Genomic DNA, 24374 nt, shown 5'->3' on the forward strand with positions numbered 1-24374 from the left:
ATGACAAATTCATTAGGAAAAGTAGCACAGCGAGAATACGTATTGCTGGTCAAAGCAGTAGTGTCCATGAAATGAGAGATTTGGCAATTTTGCTTTCAATGCGTCTTGGTTGCGGCCAATCAACGCAAAGCTAAATTGCCCTGAATGTTTGTTCTTGGGCTCTAACGTAATCTGTGCATCGAGAAAATCGAAGTACACCTGAACGAAGGGAAAGCAGCACTTAAAAATGCTTTCCTTGATACTGAATATCAGCGTATCAGGAAGATCGTTAGTACGGTTGAGTAGTGCTTGTTCATCGCGAGTGTAGATGGAAGAGAAAAGGTGCTCGGCAAGCACGGTATTGCTTTCAATATCGATTCCTAGGCTGGCGACTTCGTTTTTTTGGGCACACGCGGCAAGGCAAATGCCATCAGTATGGCTGATGCTGCCACTGATATCACTTGGAAAAAGGGGCTCTCTAAAGTGACCTGTCAGGATCGGCATCTCCGTCATATTAGGTTTGGATAAATCCAAATTTTGCATGGCAGACCGCGCCGCGTGGCGCCCAGCTCTGAACTCGCGTTGGCGCTTCACTACTGCCTTTTGAATGTGTTTTTCTTCTTCGGGAAGGCCCACTTGAGAGTACATCTCCGGTGTGGCTTGCACGATGTAAACCTTTGGACTGGCACCTTCTAGGTGAAGATGAAAAGGGGCGAGGGGACTATCTGGCGCTTCTTTTTTCAATTGTGTCACTTTCAATAAGTTGCCGTTCAAAAATAAAACCTAGTTCAAACCTTAAGGTTGAATACGAATGTTAATAAATTCTATTTATACATTATTCCTTGGGGTTTTCGAGCCTAAATGATTGATAAAATAGATATAAGGAAATGCAGTGAAAACTTCAGTGAAAAAGCCCATGTTTATGCCTTCTGTTTTAACGGGGGCACTTTTGACAGCGTTCAGTGGCTCTGCGCTTGCGAACGATAAAGACGAAGTGGTGGAAATGGAGCGCATGGTGGTAACCGCGTCGCTTACTCAGCACTCTGAGTTAACCGCGCCAGCTTCTGTTTCGGTGATCACCGCCGATGATATTTCGAAGATGCCAGTAAAGGATATCTCGGAAGCGATTCGCAGTGCGACAGGTGTTAGCGTACTGAGCAGCACCGCTTACGGTCGTAATAACATTCGTATTCGTGGTCTAGATTCTAAACACACTTTGGTGCTAATCAATGGGCGCCGCATCAATTCTCAAGATGCGTTGATCCGTGGTAACGACTTTGACCTATCGAGCATTCCTCTGAGCGCGATCCAACGCATTGAAGTGGTTCGCGGCCCAGTATCCTCTTTGTATGGTTCTGAAGCCATGGGTGGTGTGGTTAACGTCATTTTGAAGGCGCCAACAGAAGAACTATCGGGCTCGGTGGGTTTGCAGTATGAGAGCATCCTTGAAGGCGATGGTGGTGACGGCTTGAAAGGGCACGCGTACGCAAGCGGCAGTCTTTTAGACAATGTTGAAGGCAGTATTATTGTTGAAAGTTCGGCTCGTGACCCATGGCGTACCGACACGAATCCAGACTTCGATGCGTTAGAAGAAAAAGACACAACGAACGTCTTTGGTGAACTTGCTTGGCAACTGACAGAAGAGCAACGTTTGATCGCGGATGTGATTTACACCAACGATGAGCGTGAAGCCGATTGGGTTCACCCTCGCTCAGGTTCACAGACGAACACTCAAGATTCCACGCGTTGGAACTATGGCCTTACCCATGAAGGCGCTTGGGATACGGTAGATTCGCAAGTGCGTCTGTATGGCGAAAACATGCAGCTTGATGATGCAAGTACAGCATACAAGAATGGTGCAGCGGACGTTGAACTACAAAACAACACACTTGATTTTAAACTTTCTGGTTTGTGGCGCGATTCGCACGAATGGGTGTTCGGCGGTGAGTACCGCACATCGGAGCTGAAAAATAGCCGTGATGTTCCGTCGGGTGATATCGACAACTATCAAGGAGCGGTCTTTGTTCAAGGCGAGTTTGACCTCAATAAATTGGCGGTGACTTTAGGTGGTCGTCAAGATTTTCATGAAGTGTATGGCAGCCACTTTAGCCCTCGTGCTTACGCAGTTTACAGCTTTACGGATGAGTTTGTTCTGAAAGGTGGCTTTGGTGGTGGTTTCCGTGCTCCGGGTATGATGGAAAGCAGCGACCAAGTTCGCGTGATCAGTTGTGGTAACCGTTGTTGGCTAACCGGTAATGAAGATCTAAAACCGGAAGAATCAGAAAGCTACGAAGCTGGCCTAGCGTATGAGACAACAGCGATGGGTGTTGGTCTGATGTACTACCACACCGACTTGAAGAACAAGATTGAGCGAGATCTAACTAAGCCAGTAGGTTCGGTGGGTAAAATGCCTATTATCACGTATCAGAACATCGGCAAAGCGGAGACCAAAGGTATTGAACTAGAGGGTTGGTATGACATTACTGATAGCATCAACCTAAAAGGTAACTACACCTACACGGACGCGAAAGACAAGAGCAGTGGTGATAAGCTAACTAAAACACCTGAGCATTTGGCAAACCTAGATGTCAATTGGGAAGTCTTCGATTCATTCACCACCTTTGCCCGCGTGAACTACATTGGTAAACAAGTCATTACTAACCAAAGACGTGAAAACAAAACGGTCGATGGCTATACGCTTGTTGGCTTGGGTGTGGGTTACGATTTCCAACAATTTAATCTAAAAGCGGGTTTGAACAACATCTTTGACGTCGAGTTGGATGATGAAGATGATTACTACGGTTATTCTGAGAAAGGCCGCAGTGCGTACGTAAGCGCAACGTACCTGTTCTAATTAGGCTGTTGGCCTTGTTGAACTGCTGGTTTCATTGAAACCTAAAATAGCCTCTACGCAGAGGCTATTTTTTATTTCTATCTCATGAATGTTTAACATTCAGCCTCAACTTCTTTGACGGTTTCTGTGACTTTAACTTGGACGATACGATTGCTCTTCACATGCAGTATCTCGAATCGCCAACGCTGATAGTCAACAGTTTCACCTTGAGTCGGTACTCGCCCGATTAACCAAGTCAAAAAGCCGTTTAAGGTTTGAAAACCCTCACTCTCTTCACCCTCAATGGCATTGAGTTCAAGTTTGTATTTCAGTTCGTTAAGCGGAATTAGAGCATCCATCAGCCAACTGCCGTCTTTCTGTTTTTTCGCCCAAATATGCTGTGGCGCCATGCCCAGCTCTCCCGCTATGGATTTGAGTAAATCATGGTGAGTGACCAAGCCTTGCACATCGCCATATTCATCGACGATAAAGACCATTTCGGTACTGGTTTGTTGCATATAGTTGAGCAGTGGCAAGCCTTTCATCGATTCTGGCACAAAGCGTGAACGTTTGAGCAACTTAGCCAAGCGAGAAATCGACAGCTCGTTGTATTCATCCAGCAAGACTTTGGAAGAAATCGTACCGATGATGTTGTCCAGTCCACCTTTACACACTGGCCAAACGGAATGCTGCGTTTGACGCAAGTTTCTGAGTGTTTCTTCAAGGGGTAAATCGAGGTCGAGATAATGCATATCGCAGCGAGGCGTCATTAGCGAAAGTGCAAGGCGATCGTTGAGGTGCAGCAAATTACGGATCATCAGTTGTTCTTGCGGTTCAATCGCACCGCTTTCCGAGCCTTCACTCACCACGGCAAAAATGTCTTCTTCTGTGACCACCTCACCATTGTTATTTTGGCGCAGCAACTTGAGTAGTGCATCAGTAGAGGTCGTCAGCAGCATGACAAATGGTGTGGTCAGTTTCGCTAACCAATGAATAGGATAAGCGACGATAACCGCAATACGCTCGGCATTGTTTTGCGCAAAACGTTTTGGGACCAATTCGCCTATCACAATGGCGAAGTAGGTGATGACGACAACGACAATGGCGGTAGCGAGTACGGTGGCGACTTCGCGCTCGATACCTTGTGCGACGAGCCAGTGTTCAAACGGAACCGAGAGTGTGGCTTCACCAAAGATACCACTGAGAATACCGATCACTGTGATACCGATTTGGATGGTAGAGAGGAACTGTGTGGGATTGTTTTTTAGTTGTAAGGCGAGGCGGGCTGCAGCGCTGTATTCGGCAAACTTTTTCAGTCGTCCGCTTTTAGCTGTGACCAAGGCAATCTCAGACATGGCAAACACACCATTGAGCGCGATTAATCCAACCAGTAATAAAATGTCCATGAAGTTTTCCAGTGATGCACACCTTTTCAGCATAGCTAGCTTTATCTAGTAGAAACGTGAAGTGGTGAATAAATCATCACGCTGTAACAATCAAATGTGCAATGAAAAGGATAGAATTTGTTTGTCGAGCCAACCAACTTGCTGGTGTGAATGATTCTGTTACTTAAGACGGATTCTGATACACTACGCGCCCATTTCTTCGTTGAGACGTTTCTATGCCATTTTCTAAGCTTGGTTTAAGCGCTCCTATCACAGATGCTGTGAAGGCGCTGGGTTATGAAAAACCGACTTCTATCCAACAAAAAGCCATTCCTATTGTTCTGCGTGGTCGCAACCTGATTGCCGCAGCACAAACAGGTACGGGTAAAACCGCCAGCTTTGTATTGCCAATCTTAGAAAAATTGAGCCAAGGTGAAACGCAACGCAAAAAGCGTGCACGTGCGATCATCCTAACGCCAACCCGTGAGCTTGCACTTCAAGTACACCAAAGCATCGAAGCTTACGCTAAGAACTTACCGTTACGCTCAATGGCGATGTTTGGTGGTGTGGATTACGCACCGCAAAAACAAGCGCTGATCGAAGGTGTCGACATTGTGGTGAGTACGCCAGGACGTTTGATTGACCTTTACGGCCAACGCGCCATTCACTTTGATGAAGTGGAAATGCTGGTACTGGACGAAGCCGATAAAATGTTGGATATGGGCTTCATCGATTCGATCGATAAGATCGTCGATTGCATGCCAGAAGACATTCAAAGCTTGCTGTTCTCTGCGACGCTATCAAACCCCGTGCGTGATTTGGCGAAGAACGCGATTGTCGATCCTGAAGAAATCTCGATTGCGAAACACAGCGCATCAAAATCAAACATCAAGCAGTGGATCACCACGGTTGATAAAGACATGAAGTCGTCACTGTTGAGCCACATGCTAAGCGAGAACGACTGGTCGCAAGTATTAGTCTTCATTGAAACCAAACACGGCGCAGCGAAGCTAGTGACTCAGTTAGAGAAGCGCGGCATCGTGGCTGAAGCGTTCCACAGTGGTCGCAACCAACGCGTTCGCCAAGAGCTGATTGAACAGTTCAAAGCGGGTGAAATTCAATATCTGGTTGCAACGGGTGTTGCGGCACGTGGTATCGATATCGACAACTTGCCAGTGGTGATCAACTACGATTTGCCATACCCGGCAGACGAATACGTGCACCGCATTGGTCGTACTGGTCGTGCTGGCGCGCAGGGTGAAGCGATTTCATTGGTATCGAAAGACGATTTCAAAAACCTATGCATGATTGAAAGCCGTCTTGGCCACTTATTAGAGCGTGTAGAAATTGAAGGTTTTGCGCCAAGAAAGCCTGTGCCAATTTCAATTCTAAACTACGTGCCAAAGAACAAGCGAAAACCGCAAGATCAGCGTCCTCGTCGTGATAACGGTGACAAGCACGATTCTAAATAATCTGCACGTTTGTTTTTGTATCAAACCTGTCTTCATAGAGATAAAGCCACATTTCGATGTGGCTTTTTTGTTTTTGATTTCAGTCTATTACTTTTGATTTCTCGTTGGTGCATGCTTTCCATGGCAGACGAATTGGTGTTTGCTGGCTAAAAGCAGCGGTTTTGAATGGACGATGAATATAACCCCGCACTAAGTGTGAACTTGGTGGCTATTCTTTTGATTTACTTGCGAATAATTAGGAAAACTCAATCATTGTGTCTTACGCTTTACAGACATTGAGTGCGAAAGTCTGAGTTAGGGTTTTGTCAATTTTTTGTCGTCTTGTTTGCAGATGGTGAGGAATAGGCGCAGACTTTCGCGCCTGCTATTCAACGCATAAATGAGGCACGAATGAAAACGGGTGATAAGCAATTTGCGGTAATTGGTCTGGGTCGTTTTGGCTTGGCTGTTTGTAAAGAACTGCAGGATTCCGGCTCACAGGTTTTGGCGGTAGACATCAATGAAGACCGAGTGAAAGAAGCGGCGGGGTTCGTGAGTCAAGCCATCGTGGCAAACTGTACTCAAGAAGATACGGTAGCTGAACTCAAACTCGACGACTATGACATGGTTATGATTGCCATTGGTGCTGATGTGAATGCCAGCATTCTTGCGACGCTGATTGCGAAAGAGGCGGGCGTGAAATCGGTTTGGGTCAAAGCGAACGATCGCTTCCAAGCACGCGTGCTGCAAAAAATTGGTGCAGACCACATCATCATGCCTGAGCGTGATATGGGGATTCGTGTTGCGCGTAAGATGCTTGATAAACGCGTACTTGAGTTCCATCCACTTGGCAGCGGCCTAGCGATGACTGAGTTTGTCATTGGCTCGCGCTGGATGGGTAAAACTCTGGGTGACCTTGCGCTGTGTAAAGTGGAAGGCGTACAAGTGCTTGGCTTTAAACGCGGCCCTGAGATCACCAAAGCGCCTGATCTGAATTCCACATTAGAAATCGGCGACCTCATTATTGTCGTTGGTCCTCAAGACAAACTTGCGAGCAAGTTGAAATCACTATGAAGCAATTTCATCAGAGAGGCGTTTTTTACGTCCCAGATGGCAAACGAGATAAAGCGAAAGGTGGCGAACCGCGCATTATATTGCTGAGCTTTCTCGGTGTGTTATTGCCTTCTGCTGTACTGCTCACGCTACCAGTGTTCTCTGTTACCGGTTTATCACTGACCGATGCATTATTTACCGCAACCTCGGCCATCAGTGTGACGGGGCTTGGCGTGGTCGATACGGGTGAGCACTTTACTTTGGCAGGTAAAATTCTGCTGATGTTTTTAATGCAAGTTGGTGGGTTAGGGCAAATGACCCTCTCTGCTGTCCTGCTCTACATGTTCGGGGTTCGTTTGAGCCTTCGACAACAAGCGTTAGCCAAAGATGCCTTGGGTCAAGATCGCCAAGTAAATCTGCGTAAGCTGGTGAAGAAAATCGTTATCTTCGCACTGATTGCAGAGACGATTGGTTTTATTTTCCTTTCGTTTCGCTGGGTGCCAGAAATGGGCTGGCAAACGGGCATGTTCTATGCGCTGTTCCATTCTATCTCGGCCTTCAATAATGCCGGTTTCGCACTTTTCTCCGATAGCATGATGAGCTTTGTGAATGATCCAGTAGTTATTTTTACGCTAGCGGGTTTGTTTATCTTCGGCGGTTTGGGCTTTACGGTCATTGGTGATTTATGGCTGCATTGGCGCAGAGGTTTCCACTTCTTGCATCTGCATACCAAAATCATGCTCATTGCCACGCCAGTGCTACTTGCTGTCGGTACTGTGATGTTCTGGTTATTAGAAAGGCATAACCCAAACACCATGGAATCTTTACCTGTGGCAGGGCAGTGGCTAGCGGCGTTCTTCCAATCAGCCAGTGCGCGAACAGCGGGTTTTAATAGTGTCGATTTGGCTCAGTTTACCCAGCCTGCTTTGTTGGTAATGATTGTGTTGATGCTGATTGGTGCGGGTTCTACCTCAACGGGTGGTGGTATTAAGGTATCGACCTTTGCTGTGGCATTTATGGCGACATGGGCATTCTTACGCCAGAAGAAACATGTGGTGATCTTCAAGCGCACAGTAAACTGGCAAACGGTGACGAAATCGCTGGCCATCATTGTGGTCAGTGGCGCTATCCTAACGACCGCAATGTTCTTATTGATGATCACGGAGAAAGCGGCCTTCGATAAGGTGATGTTCGAGACCATTTCTGCATTTGCAACGGTTGGCCTTACCGCTGGTTTAACGGCTGAATTGTCGGAGCCGGGTAAGTACATCATGATTGTGGTGATGATAATCGGACGTATCGGACCTTTGACGTTGGCGTATATGCTCGCGCGTCCCGAGCCAACTCTGATCAAGTACCCAGAAGACAATGTCTTGACTGGTTAACAACGGGTTAATCATCAAAAAACGATTACGCGAGAGTGTGGTTTAACCGCCTCTCGCGTTTTTTATAAATTCATCAAATAAATGAGAGTAATTTCTATTTATTTGTGGCGATAGTATTTCAATATTGATTGAAATCTGTAGTATTCGATAGTTCTATTATGTGCAACTTGTTGTTTTATTTGCGTATGAAATGCGTTATCTGCGCATTGAACTCATGGAGCCGTAGTTTGGAGTAAGGTAAGAGCATCATGATTGATGTGTTATCGAATGACTCTGACTTCCACAATGACTTCGGTAGCTCAGGCGGCGGAGGCCGTGTTTCTTACTGGGTGTTAATGCTGTTAGCACTGTTGGGCTGGCGTCGTCGCGCTTAATCGATATCTCAAAGCCACTCCTTCGAGTGGCTTTGTTCTTATTTCTTGTTCCAACGATAAACTCATCAACCTTTTTAGTATGAGATGAGTTTCACTTTTATTTTTACGCGCTGTCTATTTTTGAGGCGTAGTCTATGGCTAGATACTTATAAAAGTAAGGATATTTTTATGTCTGATAATTCGTTTTCTGTTGCGGCTATTTGCCGAGAAGCAATCGTCATGGTCAGGGCAAATTTGCTCGCGATTGTCATTGCTTGTATTCCTTTGATTGTGGTGCACACTATCTTTATCACCCAATACCAAGAAGCCTTGGTCCAAGGCTCGCAAGAGCCCGATTTTTCTAACTTTGGTCCTGGCTTTTTTATTACGACATTCCTTTTGTACCCGCTAGTTGCAGCGATGGCGGCGGTTCGTATTCACCGTATTTACCTTGCTCGTGAATACATGCGTTCCGCTCTTGATGTGATGCGTCTATCCATGCGCGAGCTGCGCTTTATTGGCTGGTGGATTTTGTTTGGCTTAGCAATGGGGTTGATCATCGCACTACCCATCTTCTTAGTGACGTTTTTTGTCGTCTTTGAAGGCGGAGATATTAGTCATCTGGCATTAGAGGCCATTACTTTGGTTCTGAGTATTCCAGGGTACTGGGTCCTTTCTCGTTGGTCATTGGTTTTACCTGCTACTGCCTTGGACCGAGAGCCACGCAGTTTAGGCAATGCTTGGCGACAAAGTCGTCCGTTCAATAAGCAAGTGTTTATCTTGATGGGCTTGATTCCTTTATTGGTGGGAACGGCTAGCCAATTGGTCTTCGCTGAGTTTTCTCACTTGTTGGCACTGATCGTATCTGGAGTGATCTTCGGTATTTTTGGTGCTTTCCAAATCGCACTTTTATCTTTGAGCTACCGCAAGATTGTGGATATCGAGCGTGCTCAGTTTAAGGGCGCACAGGAGCTTCAACAGAGTAACGACGAGTTCCCGGCTTAACCTCGCTTATTCGCCCCGTCTTACTTTCCTTGTGGCGGGGCATCTCAGTTCTTGATTCCCTTCCACTCTCATTTTCCAGCCCTAGCAAATACCCATGCACAATTCGTGGCTGAAGGCGAACGCATACACGGCGTATACTCTTTTACAGGAAGCCATATTTAAGGAATCACAATGTCCAACTGGGAAGGGGTGAATTTCACCCATCGATTCAGTGAATTGCCATCAGTATTTTTCACCTACGTTACCCCGCAGCTCTTAGACAATACCCGCTGGGTGGTATGGAATGGTGAGTTTGCTAAACAGTTTGGTTTACCAGCCACCGAAAACGATGAGCTGTTGAATGTGTTTTCTGGGCAAGTGGATTTTGCGCCATTTGCTCCTTTAGCAATGAAGTATGCGGGCCATCAGTTTGGTGTTTACAATCCAGACTTGGGTGACGGTCGTGGTTTGCTGCTGGCAGAAATGCAACATCAAGATGGCACTTGGTTCGACATTCACCTCAAAGGGGCCGGTCTTACTCCTTATTCCCGAATGGGCGATGGCCGAGCAGTTTTGCGTTCTACGATCCGAGAATATTTGTGCAGTGAAGCGATGGCGGGGCTAGGTATTCCCACCACCAGAGCGCTGGGTATGATGGATAGCGATACGCCCGTCTATCGCGAGAAGACGGAATATGGTGCACTATTGATTCGTGTTGCAGAAACCCACATCCGTTTTGGTCACTTTGAGCACTTCTTCTACACTAACCAATTAGCCGAGCAAAAGCTGTTAGCAGACAAAGTGATTGAATGGCATTTCCCTGACTGCTTAGAAGCCGAGAAGCCATACGCAGCCATGTTCGAGTCTATTGTGGAGAAAACCGCAGAGATGATTGCTTACTGGCAGGCTTACGGCTTTGCCCATGGTGTGATGAATACCGACAACATGTCGATTCTAGGGCAAACCTTTGATTACGGGCCGTTTGGTTTCCTTGATGACTACGATCCTAATTACATCTGCAACCACTCGGACTACCAAGGGCGTTATGCCTTTGAGCAGCAACCGCGTATTGCACTGTGGAATCTCTCTGCTTTGGCGCATTCCTTGTCGCCTCTGGTACAAAGAGAAGATCTTGAGGCTGCACTAGGGAAGTTTGAAGTGCGTCTGAGTCAAAAATTCAGTGAGTTGATGCGTGCCAAACTTGGTCTTCATACCAAGGTGGACGAAGACGGCCGCTTGTTCGAAGCCATGTTTGAACTGTTGAACCAAAACAAAGCTGACTACACTCGCTTTTTCCGTGAGTTGTCTAACCTTGACGTTGAATCGCCTCAAGCTGTGATTGATTTGTTTATTGATCGAGAAGCGGCAAGTGCATGGGTAGACTTATATCTCGCTCGTTGTGAGCTAGAAGTGGATGAGCTCGGTGAGCGTGTCACCGTGCAGCAACGCTGTGAGCGCATGCGCCAAGTGAATCCAAAATACGTCTTACGTAACTATCTCGCTCAACTTGCCATCGATAAGGCAGAGGAGGGGGACTTCAGTGAAGTAAACCGACTGGCTGAGCTATTAAAGCGTCCTTATGAAGAACAGCCCCAGTTTGATGATTATGCCAAGTTGCCGCCCGAGTGGGGTAAGAAAATGGAAATCAGCTGTTCATCGTAAATGTGTCATTTTCCACCCATTGAGCTTGTGCGCGTGGGTGGATTTAACCCCTTATCCTCACCAATAATTTTTCACTTTTATTTAAGTTACTGAATAATAATAAGTAATCGACTTGGTCTGTAACTTGCTCTTTGTTGAACATCCGTACCCATCACCTTCTACCCACTTAGGTGTTCATGGCAAGGATGGGATGTGATTCAACAAGGAGAATAATAATGTTTAAGCCTCTAACTCTACTGTCTGTTTCTGCTCTGGCTATCACTAGCTTTAACGCTGCTGCAAACTGTGACCCTGGTGAAACCGTGATCAAGTTCAGTCACGTAACCAACACAGATAAGCATCCAAAAGGCATTGCTGCTTCGTTACTGGAAAAGCGCGTGAACGAAGAGATGAATGGCAAAGTCTGTATGCAGGTTTTCCCTAACTCGACACTGTACGATGATAACAAGGTGCTTGAAGCGCTACTTAATGGTGATGTTCAACTCGCTGCCCCTTCTCTTTCAAAGTTTGAGAAATTCACCAAGAAGTACCGCATCTTTGACCTTCCTTTCCTATTCGAGGATGTGGCGGCTGTTGACCGTTTCCAAAGCTCGGAATCGGGTGAAAAGCTGAAAAACGCAATGAAACGACGTGGTCTACAGGGCTTGGCTTTTTGGCATAACGGTATGAAGCAAATGTCTGCCAACAAGCCACTGATGGTGCCGAGCGATGCAGAAGGTTTGAAATTCCGCGTGCAAGCGTCAGACGTATTGGTTGCTCAGTTCGAACAGCTTGGTGCAAACCCACAAAAGATGTCTTTCAAAGAAGTGTACGGCGGCCTTCAAACTAAGGTTATCGATGGCCAAGAAAATACGTGGTCGAACATTTACGGTAAGAAATTCTTCGAGGTACAAGATGGCATTACCGAAACCAACCACGGCATTCTGGACTACCTAGTGGTGACATCAAACGACTTCTGGAAAAACCTGCCAGCCGATCAGCGTGAACAGCTCAATACCATCATTCAAGAAGTGACGGCTCAGCGTAATGCGGAGTCGACAGAAGTGAACCTCGCTAACAAGAACAACATCATTGAAGCGGGTGGTGTGGTGCGCACTCTAACGCCGGAGCAGCGTCAAGAGTGGGTAACTGCATTGCAACCTGTGTGGAAGAAGTTTGAGAAAGACATTGGTTCAGATCTTATTAATGCGGCACTTGCATCCAACCAATAATCAACACGCCCAAGCTCTTTGGGTAAATAAGTAAAAATACAAAGCACTACGATTGGTCCTCGTGTACTCATTCATGGGGAAGAGGGCCCTTTTCTCCCAATAATGACGTGATGTAATTATGGAACAGACTTTTTTTGCCAAGGCAGGGCGGATCACCGATGCCATTGAAGAGACGTTGATTGCGTTTTTTCTTGGCGCGATGACATTGCTGACGTTTGCCAATGTCATTTTTCGCTATGTCTTTAACGACAATATTCTTTGGGCACTGGAACTGACGGTATTCATGTTCGCATGGATGGTTCTAGTTGGCGCATCATATGGTGTGAAGAAGCACTTTCACATTGGTGTCGATGTCATCATCAACATGGTTTCGGAGCCGAAACGAAAAGTCCTCGCACTGCTTGCAGCTGCTGGTTGCTTAGCGTTTTCTATTCTGCTTTTGGTCGGTTCTTGGAACTACTGGTATCCGTTTGTCACTGAGCGTGCATGGTATGAAACCGACGATATTCCCATGCCAGAGATGTTTCAGTTTTTAGCCGATTGGCTCAATGAAGGTGAGCGCTATGAGAAGCTGCCTCGCTTTATTCCTTACTTTGCTTTGCCCCTTGGTATGGCGCTACTCACTTTCCGTTTTGTGCAAATCACTTGGCAGATCGCAACAGGCAAACTGGACCGCTTGATTGCAGGTCATGAAGCCGAGGAAGAGTTAGAAGCGCTAAAAGAAGAACTCAGTGAAGCCGCAGACGCGATTCCAAATGGTTCTTCATCATCAGATCGCAAGGAGCAGTAAATCATGGATATTCTGTTTTTATTCTTGATGGTGATTGGCTTCATGCTGATCGGTGTGCCAATTGCTGTCTCGCTGGGCCTTTCCAGTATTCTTTTCCTATTAATGCACTCGGATGCGTCTTTGGCTTCCGTTGCCCAGACATTGTTTAACGCGTTTGCTGGCCACTACACTTTGTTAGCGATTCCCTTCTTTATCTTGGCCTCAAGCTTTATGTCTACCGGTGGCGTGGCGAAGCGTATTATCCGCTTTGCGATTGCTATTGTTGGTTGGTTCCGCGGCGGTTTAGCGATGGCGTCAGTTGTGGCATGTATGATGTTTGCGGCGCTATCGGGTTCATCCCCTGCAACCGTAGTAGCGATTGGTAGCATTGTTATCGCTGGTATGATCAAGAACGGCTACTCGAAAGAGTTTGCAGCGGGTGTAATCTGTAATGCGGGAACGCTGGGCATTTTGATCCCACCTTCTATCGTGATGGTGGTGTATGCCGCTGCAACGGATGTGTCGGTTGGGCGTATGTTCCTTGGTGGCGTTATTCCGGGGTTGCTGGCGGGCGTGATGTTGATGATTGCGATTTACATTGCCGCGAGAATCAAGAACCTGCCAAAACAACCTTTTGTTGGTTGGAAAGAAACCTTCGATGCCGCCAAAGACGCAAGTTGGGGTTTATTGCTGGTGGTGATCATCCTTGGTGGTATCTACGGCGGTATCTTTACGCCGACAGAAGCGGCGGCGGTGGCGGCGGTGTATTCATTCTTCATTGCTAACTTTGTCTACAAAGACATGGGGCCATTTGCTGACAAGCAGAACACTAAACCTGCATTGGTTAAAATCTTCCAAACGTTTGTTCATAAAGATACCAAGCATACGCTGTATGAAGCAGGCAAGCTGACCATCATGTTGCTGTTCATCATTGCTAATGCTCTGATTCTTAAGCACGTGCTTACCGAAGAACGCATCCCGCAAATGATCACCGAATCTATGCTATCAGCGGGTCTAGGGCCGATTACCTTCTTAATTGTGGTTAACGTGTTGCTGCTGATTGGCGGTCAGTTCATGGAGCCGTCTGGCTTGCTCATCATAGTCGCACCGTTGGTGTTCCCAATCGCGATTGCACTGGGTATTGATCCGATCCACCTTGGCATCATGATGGTGGTGAACATGGAGATAGGCATGATAACCCCGCCTGTGGGGCTCAACTTATTTGTGACCGCTGGTGTGGCGAAGATGTCGATGATGAATGTGGTGAAAGCGGCATTGCCATGGGTGGCGGTGATGTTCCTCTTCCTGATTATCGTCACTTACGTGCCTTGGGTATCGACTTGGTTGCCAACGACATTGATGGGGCCAGAAATCATCACTAAGTAATGGTTTTTAGCCATAAAGACAAAGAGGTGTGACTATTCACACCTCTTCATCTATGGATTTATAGGCTGGTCTTCTTGGGTCCGGTTTCACTCGACGCTCGTAACCGAGCCATTTCTTTTTGTTTTTACGCCGGTCTTCTCCCGAGCGCCTCTCTTCTTGATAATGCCCGTCAACCATCACAGTATCGGTGATCACGGGGATTTTGATCTTTTCTGTCATATCCGTTTAAGCCATCTTTTCGTTGTTATAAAAAGTATGATTCAAGTTGGATATAACGACAAACCGCAAACTGCGTTTTATTTATATAGATCCTTATCTATCTGATAGCGTTGCATTTTGTCGTACAGGGTTTTTCGAGGCACATTCAATTGTTCCATGGTCTGTTTGATACTGCCGCTGTTCTCCAGTAATGCACTTTCAATCGCAGCTTTCTCAAATTCCGCTACCTGCTCCGCAAGGCTAGATGAAGAAGACGAGGTTGAAATGGTATCTCCCATTTGGATTAATTTACCCAGTAAGACAAATCGTTCCGCCGCATTGCGTAATTCACGTACATTGCCCGGCCAGTCATGGGTCATTAACTGAGCCAAATCTTGTGAGGAGAGACTAGGGGAGGTTTTGCCGTAACGAGACGCGGCAACCAATAAAAAGTGATGGAACAGTGCAGGAATGTCCTCTTTGCGCTCGCGCATTGGCGGTAGATCGAGAGTGACCACATTAAGGCGATAATAAAGATCCTGACGAAATGTGCCTTCCTCTGCCGCTTGTTTTAAGTCGACCTTAGTAGCCGCAATGACGCGAATATCCAACGGCAGCAATTCGTTCGAGCCAACACGTTCAATCACTCTTTCTTGAAGCACCCGTAGCAAACGGATTTGTGCCTGAATCGGCATAGATTCGATTTCATCCAAAAACAGTGTGCCGCCCTGAGCAAATTCAAACTTACCAATTCGGCGACTTTCTGCTCCGGTAAAGGCACCTTTTTCATGGCCATAAAGTTCGCTCTCGATAAGGTTTTCTGGCACCGCGCCGCAGTTAACGGCAACAAAGTTTTGATTGCGGCGATTACTTTGTTCGTGAAGAGACCTAGCAATCAGTTCTTTACCTGTACCGGTTTCACCAAACAATAAGATATCCGCATCGGTATCGGCAATGTGAGTGATAGTTTCACGCAGTATTTGGATACTCGCGGTTTCGCCAATGATTCGCGGACCAAGGGTTTTACTTGCTTTGAGTGACTGGCGCAGTTTTTCGTTTTCATTGGTGAGCTTTCGCTTCTCAATGGCCCGCTTAACGGTTTCCACTAGGTGCTCTGGCGCAAAAGGTTTCTCGATAAAATCGTAAGCGCCCTGATGGAGAGCTTGTACGGCCATGGAGATATCGCCGTGTCCGGTGATCATGATGACGGGGAGGTTTGAATCGCGCTGAGTGAGTGTGGTCAGCAAGTCCATGCCAGAAATTCCCGGTAAGCAGATGTCGGTGATCACGACGCCCGCTTCTTCGCCTTGCTGCATGGCAATTAAAGCCGATTCAGCATCCGGAAAAAACTTGGCATCGATATCCGCCAGCTCAAAAGTTTGCTCGATGGCCAGTCTGAGATCGGCTTCGTCGTCAATAAAAAACACCTGACACATGGTCTCATCCTTCTGGTTGTGCGGCGAGCGGTGTAACAATAGGTAGGCAGAGTGAGAATCGAGCACCGCCTTGTTCTCGATTCTGTGCGCTTAATTTGCCATGCATGCTAGCTAAGATTTGTTGGGAGATAGAAAGCCCTAACCCCAAGCCATTTTGTTTGGTGGTAAGGAAGGGTTCGCACAGCTCTGAAAGGGTAAAATCACCCAGCCCTGAACCGTTATCGTCCACATGAATCCAGACGAGTTTGGTCTCGCGGTCTTGAACCACGGACAGCTCGATTTGCTTGTCTTCTTGCTCTCTAAGTGCCTCTATCGCATTGGTGATTAAGTTCACTAACACTTGTTCGAGTTGAATCGTGTTAACCTGGACGTCGGCATCCTGCCCTAACCAATTGGTTGTTAGGGTTACTCGTGCTGATTTTAAAGCAGGCTTCATCAACTCTTTTGCTGAAGCAATGACGGGTAGTAGCTGAGTGTGAACCAGCTCATTACCACTGGTTTTCTTGGCAAAAGACCGCAGTTGTTGACTGATGTTAGCCATTCGGTCGGTAAGGGCCGAGATGCGAGTAAGGTTGTCTTCAACACGGTCGAACTTCTCTTTATGGAGGAACAGTTTACCGTTCTCAGCGAAACTACGAATAGCCGCCAATGGATTGTTGAGTTCATGGCTGATGCTGGCCGACATTTGCCCCAGTACCGCCAACTTGGCCGCTTGAACCAATTCGTCTTGAGTCTGACGAAGGGTTTGTTCGGTTTCGCTGCGTTGAGCAATCTCGGCTTGTAACTCTGCGGTACGCGCCATCACTTGGTATTCAAGTTTCTGATTGGCTTCTTGTTGTATTCGCTCAATTTGGCGGTGGCGTTGTTGACGGTGGTAGATGAGCTGGCCAACCAAAAATAGAACCGTGAAGCTAAGCGTTAACACGAGTAAATAGCCCATGGTGATCCAAACCACGGACTGCTTGGGAGATAGCACTCGGATGGTGAGTTTGAGATCTTGCAGAGGGAGAGAAGAAACCACCAGTGTTCCTCGATTGTATGGGTAGCCTTGCTTCGCTTCTGTATGCGCCAAACCCATATCGCCAACAAAACCCAGTGACTCGATGGTGGTGTCTAAATACTGGCGGCTAGCCCAAACCTCTGCAGTTTTTGGATCGTCGAGTGGCTGTAAGCTTTTGAATAGCCAGTCACTCCGGCTACTCATAAACACAATGCCATTTGGGTCACTCGCAACAAAGACGCTTTTAGGGTGTTGCCAGTTATCTTCTATCTTACTTAAATCCATTTTGACCACCACGACACCAAGCACGCCCCCGGCATAGACGATTGGGTAGGAGTAGTAGTAACCGCGCTTTCCTGAGGTAGATCCGAGGGCGTAATATTCAGCCCGCTGACCGACAATCGCTTGTTTGAAGTAAGGACGGAAAGCAAAGTTGCGGCCGATAAAAGAACGCGCTTTGCGCCAGTTACTGGCGGCGATCGTCGTGCCCCATTTGTCGATCAAATAAGTGTCTGAAGCGGCAATGACATTGTTGACCGATTCTAAATATCGATTCGTGATTTCCAGTTGGGCACTGTTGGCTGGATTGAGTAGGGCTTCAACCAAAGGTTCGTCTTTGGAGAGTAGATGAGGGATGTGCGCGTACTTATCTAACTTGTTCTGAATATGGCTGGAGAACCGCTCTAACTGGGATTGATGTTTATCGAGCAAAGATTGGTAGCTGGCTTGCCAAACCCAATGCCCACCAACGAAGGCACAAAGGAAATAGAAGGCGAAAAAAATCAGTAGAATACGACTTTTTTGCGACATCCTTGCGCTCCCTTACATCTTGTTTTCACCACGTAAGAAAATGTTAATAGTTTGTAGGGATGAATGGGGATTTCGTTTCCAACTCTGTGGAGTAAAACAAGAGCAAGATCTCTTTTTAGGCTTTTCAATAAAAAAAGCTGTCGATTCTCTTGAAAAAGTCGCTATTGTCCCCATTCTAGATATGCTGGCTAAGGCGAAGCGATGCTAAAAGGGCATTTTTCGTAAAAATTGAGTCCGTATTCGAGAATTTAGCGCAGACAATGTCCACATAGTGGCTATTGGCTCGACAGGATTGCGACAGATCGCTAGAATGTCGCGTCTAAAAATTCTGTCCTGAGGCTAATAGGAGATACCTTTTGCGTTTGCTGAGGATATCACTGATTAGTCCGGTGTTGGTTTCCAGCATCGATACTCGGTTTTAACTTAGGTGTTCGGACAGGACACTACACAAGGATGAAGCGTGAACTCAAAGAGTCTCGCTCATAAGCTCGGGAAGACCGAGCCACTTTAGAGGTTTATATATAATGCAAGTTACTGTTGAAACGCTAGAGGGCCTAGAGCGCCGTCTAAACATTACTGTTCCAGCTGCAAACATCGAAGACGCTGTAACAGCTGAACTACGCAACATCGCTAAAAACCGTCGTTTCGATGGTTTCCGTAAAGGTAAAGTGCCTCTAAAAATGGTTGCTAAGATGTACGGCAAAGCAGTACGTCAAGACGTTCTTGGTGAAGTTATGCAACGCCACTTCATCGAAGCGATCGTAAAAGAGAAAATCAACCCAGCTGGCGCACCAACGTTCGCTCCAGTTGAAAACAACGAAGGCGCAGATCTAGTATTCACTGCAACTTTCGAAGTTTACCCAGAAGTTGAGCTAAAAGGTCTAGACAGCATCACTGTTGAAAAACCAACAACTGAAGTTAACGATTCAGACGTAGAAGAGATGATCGAAACTCTACGTAAGCAACAAGCTACTTGGGCTGAAGTTGAAGAAGCTGCAGAAGCTGGTAAGCGCGTAAGCATCGACTTCGTTGGTTCTATCGACGGTGAAGAGTTCGAAGGCGGTAAAGCTGAGAACTTCCCACTAGAAATGGGCGCAGGTCGCATGATCCCAGGTTTCGAAGACGGTATCGAAGGTAAAACTAAAGGTATGGAATTCGAAATCGACGTAAACTTCCCAGAAGATTATCACGCTGAAAACCTAAAAGGTAAAGCGGCTAAGTTCGCAATCAAAGTGAACAAAGTTGAAGCTCGTGAACTACCAGAACTAAACGACGAGTTCGTTTCTAAGTTCGGTGTTGCTGAAGGTGGCGTTGAAGCACTTAAAGCTGAAGTTCGTAAGAACATGGAGCGTGAACTTAAGCAAGCTGTTAAGAACCGCATCAAAGAGCAAGCTATCGACGGTCTAGTTGAGCAAAACGAAATCGACGTACCAGCTGCACTTATCGACCAAGAAATCCAAGTTCTACGTCAACAAGCTGCACAACGCTTCGGTGGTAACCCAGAAGCAGCTGCACAGCTTCCACGTGAACTGTTCGAAGAGCAAGCTAAACGTCGCGTAGTTGTAGGTCTTCTACTAGGTGAAGTAATCAAGTCTGAAGAGCTAAAAGCTGACGACGAGAAAGTGAAAGCACTTATCGAAGAGATGGCAACTGCTTACGAAGATCCATCAGAAGTTATTGCTTACTACGAGCAAAACGAGCAAATGATGAACAACATGCGTAACGTTGCTCTAGAAGAGCAAGCTATCGACGCGATCATCGCTAAAGCACAGGTTACTGAGAAAGAAGTAAGCTTCAACGAGCTACTTAACCAACAACAACCTGCTGCTTAATAAGCAATATCTTGCGTAGAAGGTTGACTTAACGTCGACTATTCTGCTAACAATGGTCCGTATGATACATCATCATCCGGGCCATTTATTTTAGGGACATAAGAATATGAGCTACCAAGAAAAAAACGCAATGTCGCCAATTATTGACGCGCTAGTGCCAATGGTGGTTGAACAAACTTCCCGCGGCGAACGCTCTTACGACATTTACTCACGTCTGCTTAAAGAGCGCGTGATCTTTTTAACTGGTCAAGTGGAAGACCACATGGCAAACCTTGTCGTGGCTCAACTACTTTTCCTAGAATCTGAAAATCCAGATAAAGATATTTTCCTATACATCAACTCACCAGGCGGCAGCGTAACAGCAGGTATGTCTATCTACGACACCATGCAGTTCATCAAGCCAAATGTAAGCACAGTATGTATGGGTCAAGCTTGCTCTATGGGTGCGTTCCTGCTTGCAGGTGGTGCGCCAGGTAAGCGTTACGTTCTGCCTAATTCACGTGTGATGATCCACCAACCACTAGGTGGCTTCCAAGGTCAAGCTTCTGATATCCAAATCCATGCTCAGGAAATCCTGACCATCAAGCAGAAGCTAAACAACCTATTAGCAGAACATACTGGCCAGCCTCTTGAAGTGATTGAGCGCGATACCGATCGTGACAACTTCATGTCGGCAGATCAGGCAGTAGAATACGGTATTGTGGATGCAGTGTTGAGCCACCGCGGCGAGTAATTTAGCCAGCGCATTTTGGCTAAATTTGATATACACTCATTCATAAAGAGTAAAGGCTAAGAGGTTAGCGAATGACAGATAAAAGCAAAGAAAGTGGCAGCGGCAAATTGCTGTACTGCTCTTTCTGTGGCAAAAGTCAGCACGAAGTTCGCAAGCTAATCGCAGGTCCGTCAGTTTACATTTGCGACGAGTGTGTCGACTTATGTAACGATATCATTCGCGAAGAAATCAAGGATGTTCTCCCTAAGAAAGAATCTGAAGCGTTACCAACGCCAAAACAGATCCGTGAACACCTTGATGACTATGTGATCGGACAAGATTACGCGAAAAAAGTGCTCGCAGTTGCGGTATATAACCACTACAAGCGTTTACGCAATGGTGATACAACGAGCGAAGGTGTGGAACTTGGTAAAAGTAACATCCTTCTAATTGGTCCAACGGGTAGTGGTAAAACACTGCTTGCTGAGACGCTAGCTCGATTCCTGGATGTGCCATTTACAATGGCTGACGCTACCACACTAACCGAAGCAGGTTACGTTGGTGAAGACGTTGAAAACATCATCCAGAAGCTTCTGCAAAAATGTGATTACGATGTAGCGAAGGCTGAACGCGGCATTGTATACATTGACGAAATTGACAAAATTTCTCGTAAAGCTGAAAACCCATCAATTACGCGCGACGTATCTGGTGAAGGTGTTCAGCAGGCGCTACTAAAACTTATCGAAGGTACGGTTGCATCGGTTCCGCCACAAGGTGGTCGTAAGCATCCGCAGCAAGAATTCCTACAAGTGGACACGTCTAAGATCCTGTTCATCTGTGGTGGTGCATTTGCTGGCCTGGATAAAGTGATTGAACAGCGTGTAGCGACAGGCACAGGTATTGGTTTTGGCGCAGAAGTGCGCTCTAAGAACGAAACCAAAACAGTCGGTGAACTATTTACTCAGGTAGAGCCTGAAGATCTAGTGAAATACGGTCTGATTCCTGAGTTCATCGGTCGTCTACCAGTAACAACAACACTGACTGAGCTTGATGAAGAAGCGCTAATTCAGATCCTATGTGAGCCGAAGAACGCACTGACCAAGCAATACGCAGCATTGTTCGAGCTAGAAGACGCTGAACTTGAGTTCCGTGAAGACGCGCTTCGTGCTATCGCTAAGAAAGCGATGGAGCGTAAAACGGGTGCTCGTGGTCTACGCTCAATCTTAGAAAGCGTTCTGCTAGAAACCATGTATGAATTACCATCAGCGACGGACGTAAGTAAAGTCGTAATTGATGAATCAGTGATTAACGGTGAATCAGAACCATTGCTCATTTACAGCAACGCCGACAATCAGGCCGCTGGAGCAGAATAAATTCAGCCATGAATAGAAAGGAGGTAAGTAATTACCTCCTTTTTTATTTCTCTTATTGAATCCAAATAATTAGACCCCATATACTGCCTTAAGTAATACGTTAAACGTGAAAGCGGAAGAGAGAATTATATGAACTTGGAACGTTCCGAGCGTATCGAGATCCCGGTATTACCTCTACGTGACGTAGTGGTCTACCCACACATGGTCATTCCATTGTTTGTTGGTCGCGAGAAATCGATTAGCTGTCTAGAAACGGCGATGGAAACAAACAAACAAGTTCTGCTTGTGGCACAAAAGCAAGCTGACACTGACGAGCCGACGGTTGACGACCTATTTGAAGTAGGTACGGTAGCAACCATTCTCCAGCTTCTTAAGCTACCTGACGGCACCGTTAAAGTGCTGGTTGAAGGTCAGCAACGCGCTAAGATTAACCACTTCAAAGAAAGCGAATTCTTCCTTGCTGAGGCTGAGTTTGTGGTAACGCCAGAGCTTGATGAGCGTGAGCAAGAAGTGATTGTTCGCAGTGCGATTAACCAATTTGAAGGCTTCATCAAACTGAACAAAAAGATCCCGCCAGAAGTACTGACTTCACTAAGCGGTATTGATGAAGCGGCGCGCCTAGCAGATACGATCGCAGCGCATATGCCTCTTAAGCTGGTGGACAAACAACAAGTACTTGAAATCGTTGATGTGACTGAGCGTCTTGAGTTCCTAATGGGCCAGATGGAATCAGAAATCGACCTTCTTCAAGTAGAGAAACGCATCCGCGGTCGTGTTAAGAAGCAGATGGAAAAATCTCAGCGTGAGTACTACCTGAATGAGCAAATGAAAGCGATTCAGAAAGAACTTGGCGAGATGGAAGACGCACCTGATGAGTTCGAAACACTGAAGCAAAAGATCGAAGAATCGAAAATGCCTCAGGACGCACGTGAAAAGACAGAACAAGAGCTGCAAAAGCTTAAGATGATGTCTCCAATGTCCGCAGAAGCGACAGTGGTACGTAGCTACATCGACTGGATGGTAAGCGTTCCTTGGAACAAGCGTTCTAAAGTGAAGAAGAACCTTGCGAAAGCAGAAGAGATTCTAAACGAAGACCACTACGGTCTAGAGCGTGTTAAAGAACGTATTCTTGAGTACTTAGCGGTACAAAACCGTATCAACAAGCTGAAAGGCCCTATCCTTTGTCTTGTAGGTCCTCCTGGTGTGGGTAAAACATCGCTAGGTCGCTCTATCGCAGCTGCAACAGGCCGTAAATACACACGTATGGCTCTTGGTGGCGTGCGTGATGAAGCGGAAATCCGCGGTCACCGTCGTACTTACATTGGCTCATTGCCAGGTAAGCTTATTCAGAAGATGTCTAAAGTTGGCGTGAAAAACCCGCTGTTCCTTCTGGATGAAATCGACAAGATGTCTTCAGATATGCGTGGTGATCCATCGTCAGCATTGCTAGAAGTACTAGATCCAGAACAAAACAATGCATTTAACGATCACTACCTAGAAGTAGATTACGATCTGTCTGATGTAATGTTCGTCGCGACGTCTAACTCGATGGATATTCCGGGTCCGCTACTTGACCGTATGGAAGTGATTCGTCTTTCTGGTTACACAGAAGATGAGAAGCTAAACATTGCCAAACGTCACCTTGTTGATAAGCAAGTGAAGCGTAACGGTCTGAAACCAAACGAAATTACCATCGAAGATTCGGCAATCATCGGCATTATTCGCTACTACACGCGTGAAGCGGGTGTTCGTAGCCTAGAGCGTGAGATTTCTAAGATCTGCCGTAAAGCAGTGAAGAACATCCTGCTTGATACAAGCTTGAAGTCAGTGACGGTGACAATGGACAACCTGAAAGAGTACCTAGGTGTTCAACGTCATGACTTTGGTAAAGCAGATGACAGCAACCGTATTGGCCAAGTAACTGGTCTAGCTTGGACACAAGTTGGCGGCGATCTACTAACGATCGAAACGGAAGCGATGCCTGGTAAAGGTAAGCTGACGCAAACTGGTTCTCTTGGCGACGTAATGAAAGAGTCGATCCAAGCGGCAATGACGGTTGTACGTTCACGAGCTGAAAAGCTGGGTATCAACTCAGACTTCTACGAGAAGCGTGACATCCACGTGCACGTACCAGAAGGCGCAACACCTAAAGACGGCCCAAGTGCGGGTATCGCAATGTGTACTGCGCTAGTTTCTAGCTTGACGGGTAACCCGGTAAAAGCAGAAGTAGGTATGACAGGTGAAATCACTCTACGTGGTGAAGTTCTACCTATCGGCGGCCTAAAAGAGAAGTTACTTGCGGCACACCGTGGTGGCATCAAAACGGTACTGATTCCGAAAGACAACGAGCGTGATTTGGAAGAGATTCCAGAAAATGTTATCGCGGATCTGAAGGTTATCCCAGTACAGTGGATCGACGAAGTTCTGAAAGTTGCACTAGAGCGAGACCCGACGGGCGTTGAGTTTCAGTCTCAAAAATAGTGATGTGCAGCAAAAATAAGTAAAACTTTACGCTGATAGGCCTAAAAAGGCTTGTCAGCGTTTTTTTTGGAGGCTAAGTTA

19 protein-coding genes are annotated in these 24374 nt (G+C 46.5%); 14 read left to right on the forward strand and 5 right to left on the reverse strand.

Annotated elements, in window-relative coordinates:
• Window positions 1–12 precede the first annotated feature (12 nt).
• Window positions 13–753 carry a 4'-phosphopantetheinyl transferase superfamily protein gene (locus GXP65_RS18220; protein WP_162093423.1) on the reverse strand — a complete coding sequence of 247 codons (741 nt, stop codon included), beginning with the start codon at window positions 751–753 and terminating at the stop codon, window positions 13–15.
• A gap of 118 nt (window positions 754–871) precedes the next feature.
• Here GXP65_RS18220 and GXP65_RS18225 point away from each other — a divergent pair, with 118 nt between their 5' ends.
• Window positions 872–2833, forward strand: a complete 1962-nt coding sequence (locus GXP65_RS18225; RefSeq protein WP_162093424.1) for a TonB-dependent receptor — start codon at window positions 872–874, stop codon at window positions 2831–2833.
• 92 nt (window positions 2834–2925) lie between these two features.
• Here GXP65_RS18225 and GXP65_RS18230 read toward each other — a convergent pair whose 3' ends face one another.
• The gene (locus GXP65_RS18230) at window positions 2926–4251 is read right to left on the reverse strand and encodes a hemolysin family protein (protein ID WP_162093425.1); all 1326 of its coding nucleotides are present in this window, start codon (window positions 4249–4251) and stop codon (window positions 2926–2928) included.
• 182 nt (window positions 4252–4433) lie between these two features.
• On the opposite strand from GXP65_RS18230, the gene GXP65_RS18235 reads away from it, so the two are divergent.
• The 9 genes from GXP65_RS18235 to GXP65_RS18270 all read left to right on the forward strand — a co-directional run bounded on the left by GXP65_RS18235 (window position 4434) and on the right by GXP65_RS18270 (window position 14451).
• Complete coding sequence (locus GXP65_RS18235) at window positions 4434–5669, forward strand: DEAD/DEAH box helicase (protein ID WP_162093426.1); 1236 nt, start codon at window positions 4434–4436, stop codon at window positions 5667–5669.
• 390 nt (window positions 5670–6059) lie between these two features.
• Window positions 6060–6722: a TrkA family potassium uptake protein gene (locus GXP65_RS18240; RefSeq protein WP_005430853.1), complete on the forward strand. Its 663-nt coding sequence runs from the start codon at window positions 6060–6062 to the stop codon at window positions 6720–6722.
• A complete protein-coding gene (locus tag GXP65_RS18245; protein WP_005430871.1) occupies window positions 6719–8086 on the forward strand; it encodes a TrkH family potassium uptake protein in 1368 nt (455 codons plus the stop codon). The genes GXP65_RS18240 and GXP65_RS18245 overlap by 4 nt, the downstream gene beginning before the upstream one ends.
• Window positions 8087–8334: 248 nt before the next feature.
• Window positions 8335–8460, forward strand: a complete 126-nt coding sequence (locus GXP65_RS25425; protein WP_275898099.1) for a hypothetical protein — start codon at window positions 8335–8337, stop codon at window positions 8458–8460.
• A gap of 168 nt (window positions 8461–8628) precedes the next feature.
• The gene (locus GXP65_RS18250) at window positions 8629–9444 is read left to right on the forward strand and encodes a hypothetical protein (RefSeq protein ID WP_050906807.1); all 816 of its coding nucleotides are present in this window, start codon (window positions 8629–8631) and stop codon (window positions 9442–9444) included.
• A gap of 171 nt (window positions 9445–9615) precedes the next feature.
• Window positions 9616–11085 (forward strand): protein adenylyltransferase SelO, encoded by a 1470-nt coding sequence (locus GXP65_RS18255; RefSeq protein WP_162093427.1) that lies wholly within the window; start codon window positions 9616–9618, stop codon window positions 11083–11085.
• 215 nt (window positions 11086–11300) lie between these two features.
• Window positions 11301–12296 carry a TRAP transporter substrate-binding protein gene (locus GXP65_RS18260; RefSeq protein ID WP_162093428.1) on the forward strand — a complete coding sequence of 332 codons (996 nt, stop codon included), beginning with the start codon at window positions 11301–11303 and terminating at the stop codon, window positions 12294–12296.
• Between the two features lie 118 nt (window positions 12297–12414).
• A complete protein-coding gene (locus tag GXP65_RS18265) occupies window positions 12415–13086 on the forward strand; it encodes a TRAP transporter small permease (protein WP_010649185.1) in 672 nt (223 codons plus the stop codon).
• A 3-nt stretch (window positions 13087–13089) separates the two neighbouring features.
• Window positions 13090–14451, forward strand: coding sequence for a TRAP transporter large permease (locus GXP65_RS18270; RefSeq protein ID WP_005437607.1), 1362 nt, complete (start codon window positions 13090–13092; stop codon window positions 14449–14451).
• Window positions 14452–14487: 36 nt separating this feature from the next.
• Here the strand turns inward: GXP65_RS18270 and GXP65_RS18275 are convergent, their stop codons facing one another.
• From GXP65_RS18275 to GXP65_RS18285, 3 genes are all read right to left on the reverse strand, one after another.
• Window positions 14488–14670: a hypothetical protein gene (locus GXP65_RS18275; RefSeq protein WP_043883365.1), complete on the reverse strand. Its 183-nt coding sequence runs from the start codon at window positions 14668–14670 to the stop codon at window positions 14488–14490.
• Window positions 14671–14747: 77 nt separating this feature from the next.
• The gene (locus GXP65_RS18280) at window positions 14748–16085 is read right to left on the reverse strand and encodes a sigma-54 dependent transcriptional regulator (protein WP_162093429.1); all 1338 of its coding nucleotides are present in this window, start codon (window positions 16083–16085) and stop codon (window positions 14748–14750) included.
• A gap of 4 nt (window positions 16086–16089) precedes the next feature.
• On the reverse strand, window positions 16090–17895 hold the full coding sequence (locus tag GXP65_RS18285; protein ID WP_162093430.1) for an ATP-binding protein: 1806 nt from the start codon (window positions 17893–17895) through the stop codon (window positions 16090–16092).
• A 524-nt stretch (window positions 17896–18419) separates the two neighbouring features.
• Between GXP65_RS18285 and tig the strand changes: the two genes are divergently transcribed.
• The 4 genes from tig to lon all read left to right on the forward strand — a co-directional run bounded on the left by tig (window position 18420) and on the right by lon (window position 24293).
• Window positions 18420–19727 (forward strand): trigger factor, encoded by a 1308-nt coding sequence (gene tig / locus GXP65_RS18290; RefSeq protein WP_005529913.1) that lies wholly within the window; start codon window positions 18420–18422, stop codon window positions 19725–19727.
• Window positions 19728–19833: 106 nt separating this feature from the next.
• Window positions 19834–20460, forward strand: a complete 627-nt coding sequence (gene clpP, locus GXP65_RS18295; protein WP_005430931.1) for an ATP-dependent Clp endopeptidase proteolytic subunit ClpP — start codon at window positions 19834–19836, stop codon at window positions 20458–20460.
• Window positions 20461–20531: 71 nt separating this feature from the next.
• Entirely contained in the window at window positions 20532–21812 is a 1281-nt protein-coding gene (clpX, locus tag GXP65_RS18300) for an ATP-dependent protease ATP-binding subunit ClpX (RefSeq protein WP_005430932.1), read from the forward strand.
• A 129-nt stretch (window positions 21813–21941) separates the two neighbouring features.
• Window positions 21942–24293: an endopeptidase La gene (lon, locus tag GXP65_RS18305; RefSeq protein ID WP_005529911.1), complete on the forward strand. Its 2352-nt coding sequence runs from the start codon at window positions 21942–21944 to the stop codon at window positions 24291–24293.
• The last annotated feature ends 81 nt before the right edge of the window (window positions 24294–24374 follow it).

The organism is Vibrio sp. LB10LO1 (assembly GCF_010092875.1).
Taxonomy (GTDB): Bacteria; Pseudomonadota; Gammaproteobacteria; order Enterobacterales; family Vibrionaceae; genus Vibrio; species Vibrio campbellii.

Excerpts from the sequence above, each read along its gene's own strand:
- GXP65_RS18230 (WP_162093425.1), bottom strand. The coding sequence starts at position 4,251 with ATGCTGAAAAGGTGTGCATCACTGGAAAACTTCATGGACATTTTATTA.
- GXP65_RS18235 (WP_162093426.1), top strand. The coding sequence starts at position 4,434 with ATGCCATTTTCTAAGCTTGGTTTAAGCGCTCCTATCACAGATGCTGTG.
- GXP65_RS18240 (WP_005430853.1), top strand. The coding sequence starts at position 6,060 with ATGAAAACGGGTGATAAGCAATTTGCGGTAATTGGTCTGGGTCGTTTT.
- GXP65_RS18245 (WP_005430871.1), top strand. The coding sequence starts at position 6,719 with ATGAAGCAATTTCATCAGAGAGGCGTTTTTTACGTCCCAGATGGCAAA.
- GXP65_RS25425 (WP_275898099.1), top strand. The coding sequence starts at position 8,335 with ATGATTGATGTGTTATCGAATGACTCTGACTTCCACAATGACTTCGGT.
- GXP65_RS18250 (WP_050906807.1), top strand. The coding sequence starts at position 8,629 with ATGTCTGATAATTCGTTTTCTGTTGCGGCTATTTGCCGAGAAGCAATC.
- GXP65_RS18255 (WP_162093427.1), top strand. The coding sequence starts at position 9,616 with ATGTCCAACTGGGAAGGGGTGAATTTCACCCATCGATTCAGTGAATTG.
- GXP65_RS18260 (WP_162093428.1), top strand. The coding sequence starts at position 11,301 with ATGTTTAAGCCTCTAACTCTACTGTCTGTTTCTGCTCTGGCTATCACT.
- GXP65_RS18265 (WP_010649185.1), top strand. The coding sequence starts at position 12,415 with ATGGAACAGACTTTTTTTGCCAAGGCAGGGCGGATCACCGATGCCATT.
- GXP65_RS18270 (WP_005437607.1), top strand. The coding sequence starts at position 13,090 with ATGGATATTCTGTTTTTATTCTTGATGGTGATTGGCTTCATGCTGATC.
- GXP65_RS18275 (WP_043883365.1), bottom strand. The coding sequence starts at position 14,670 with ATGACAGAAAAGATCAAAATCCCCGTGATCACCGATACTGTGATGGTT.
- GXP65_RS18280 (WP_162093429.1), bottom strand. The coding sequence starts at position 16,085 with ATGTGTCAGGTGTTTTTTATTGACGACGAAGCCGATCTCAGACTGGCC.
- GXP65_RS18285 (WP_162093430.1), bottom strand. The coding sequence starts at position 17,895 with ATGTCGCAAAAAAGTCGTATTCTACTGATTTTTTTCGCCTTCTATTTC.
- tig (WP_005529913.1), top strand. The coding sequence starts at position 18,420 with ATGCAAGTTACTGTTGAAACGCTAGAGGGCCTAGAGCGCCGTCTAAAC.
- clpP (WP_005430931.1), top strand. The coding sequence starts at position 19,834 with ATGAGCTACCAAGAAAAAAACGCAATGTCGCCAATTATTGACGCGCTA.
- clpX (WP_005430932.1), top strand. The coding sequence starts at position 20,532 with ATGACAGATAAAAGCAAAGAAAGTGGCAGCGGCAAATTGCTGTACTGC.
- lon (WP_005529911.1), top strand. The coding sequence starts at position 21,942 with ATGAACTTGGAACGTTCCGAGCGTATCGAGATCCCGGTATTACCTCTA.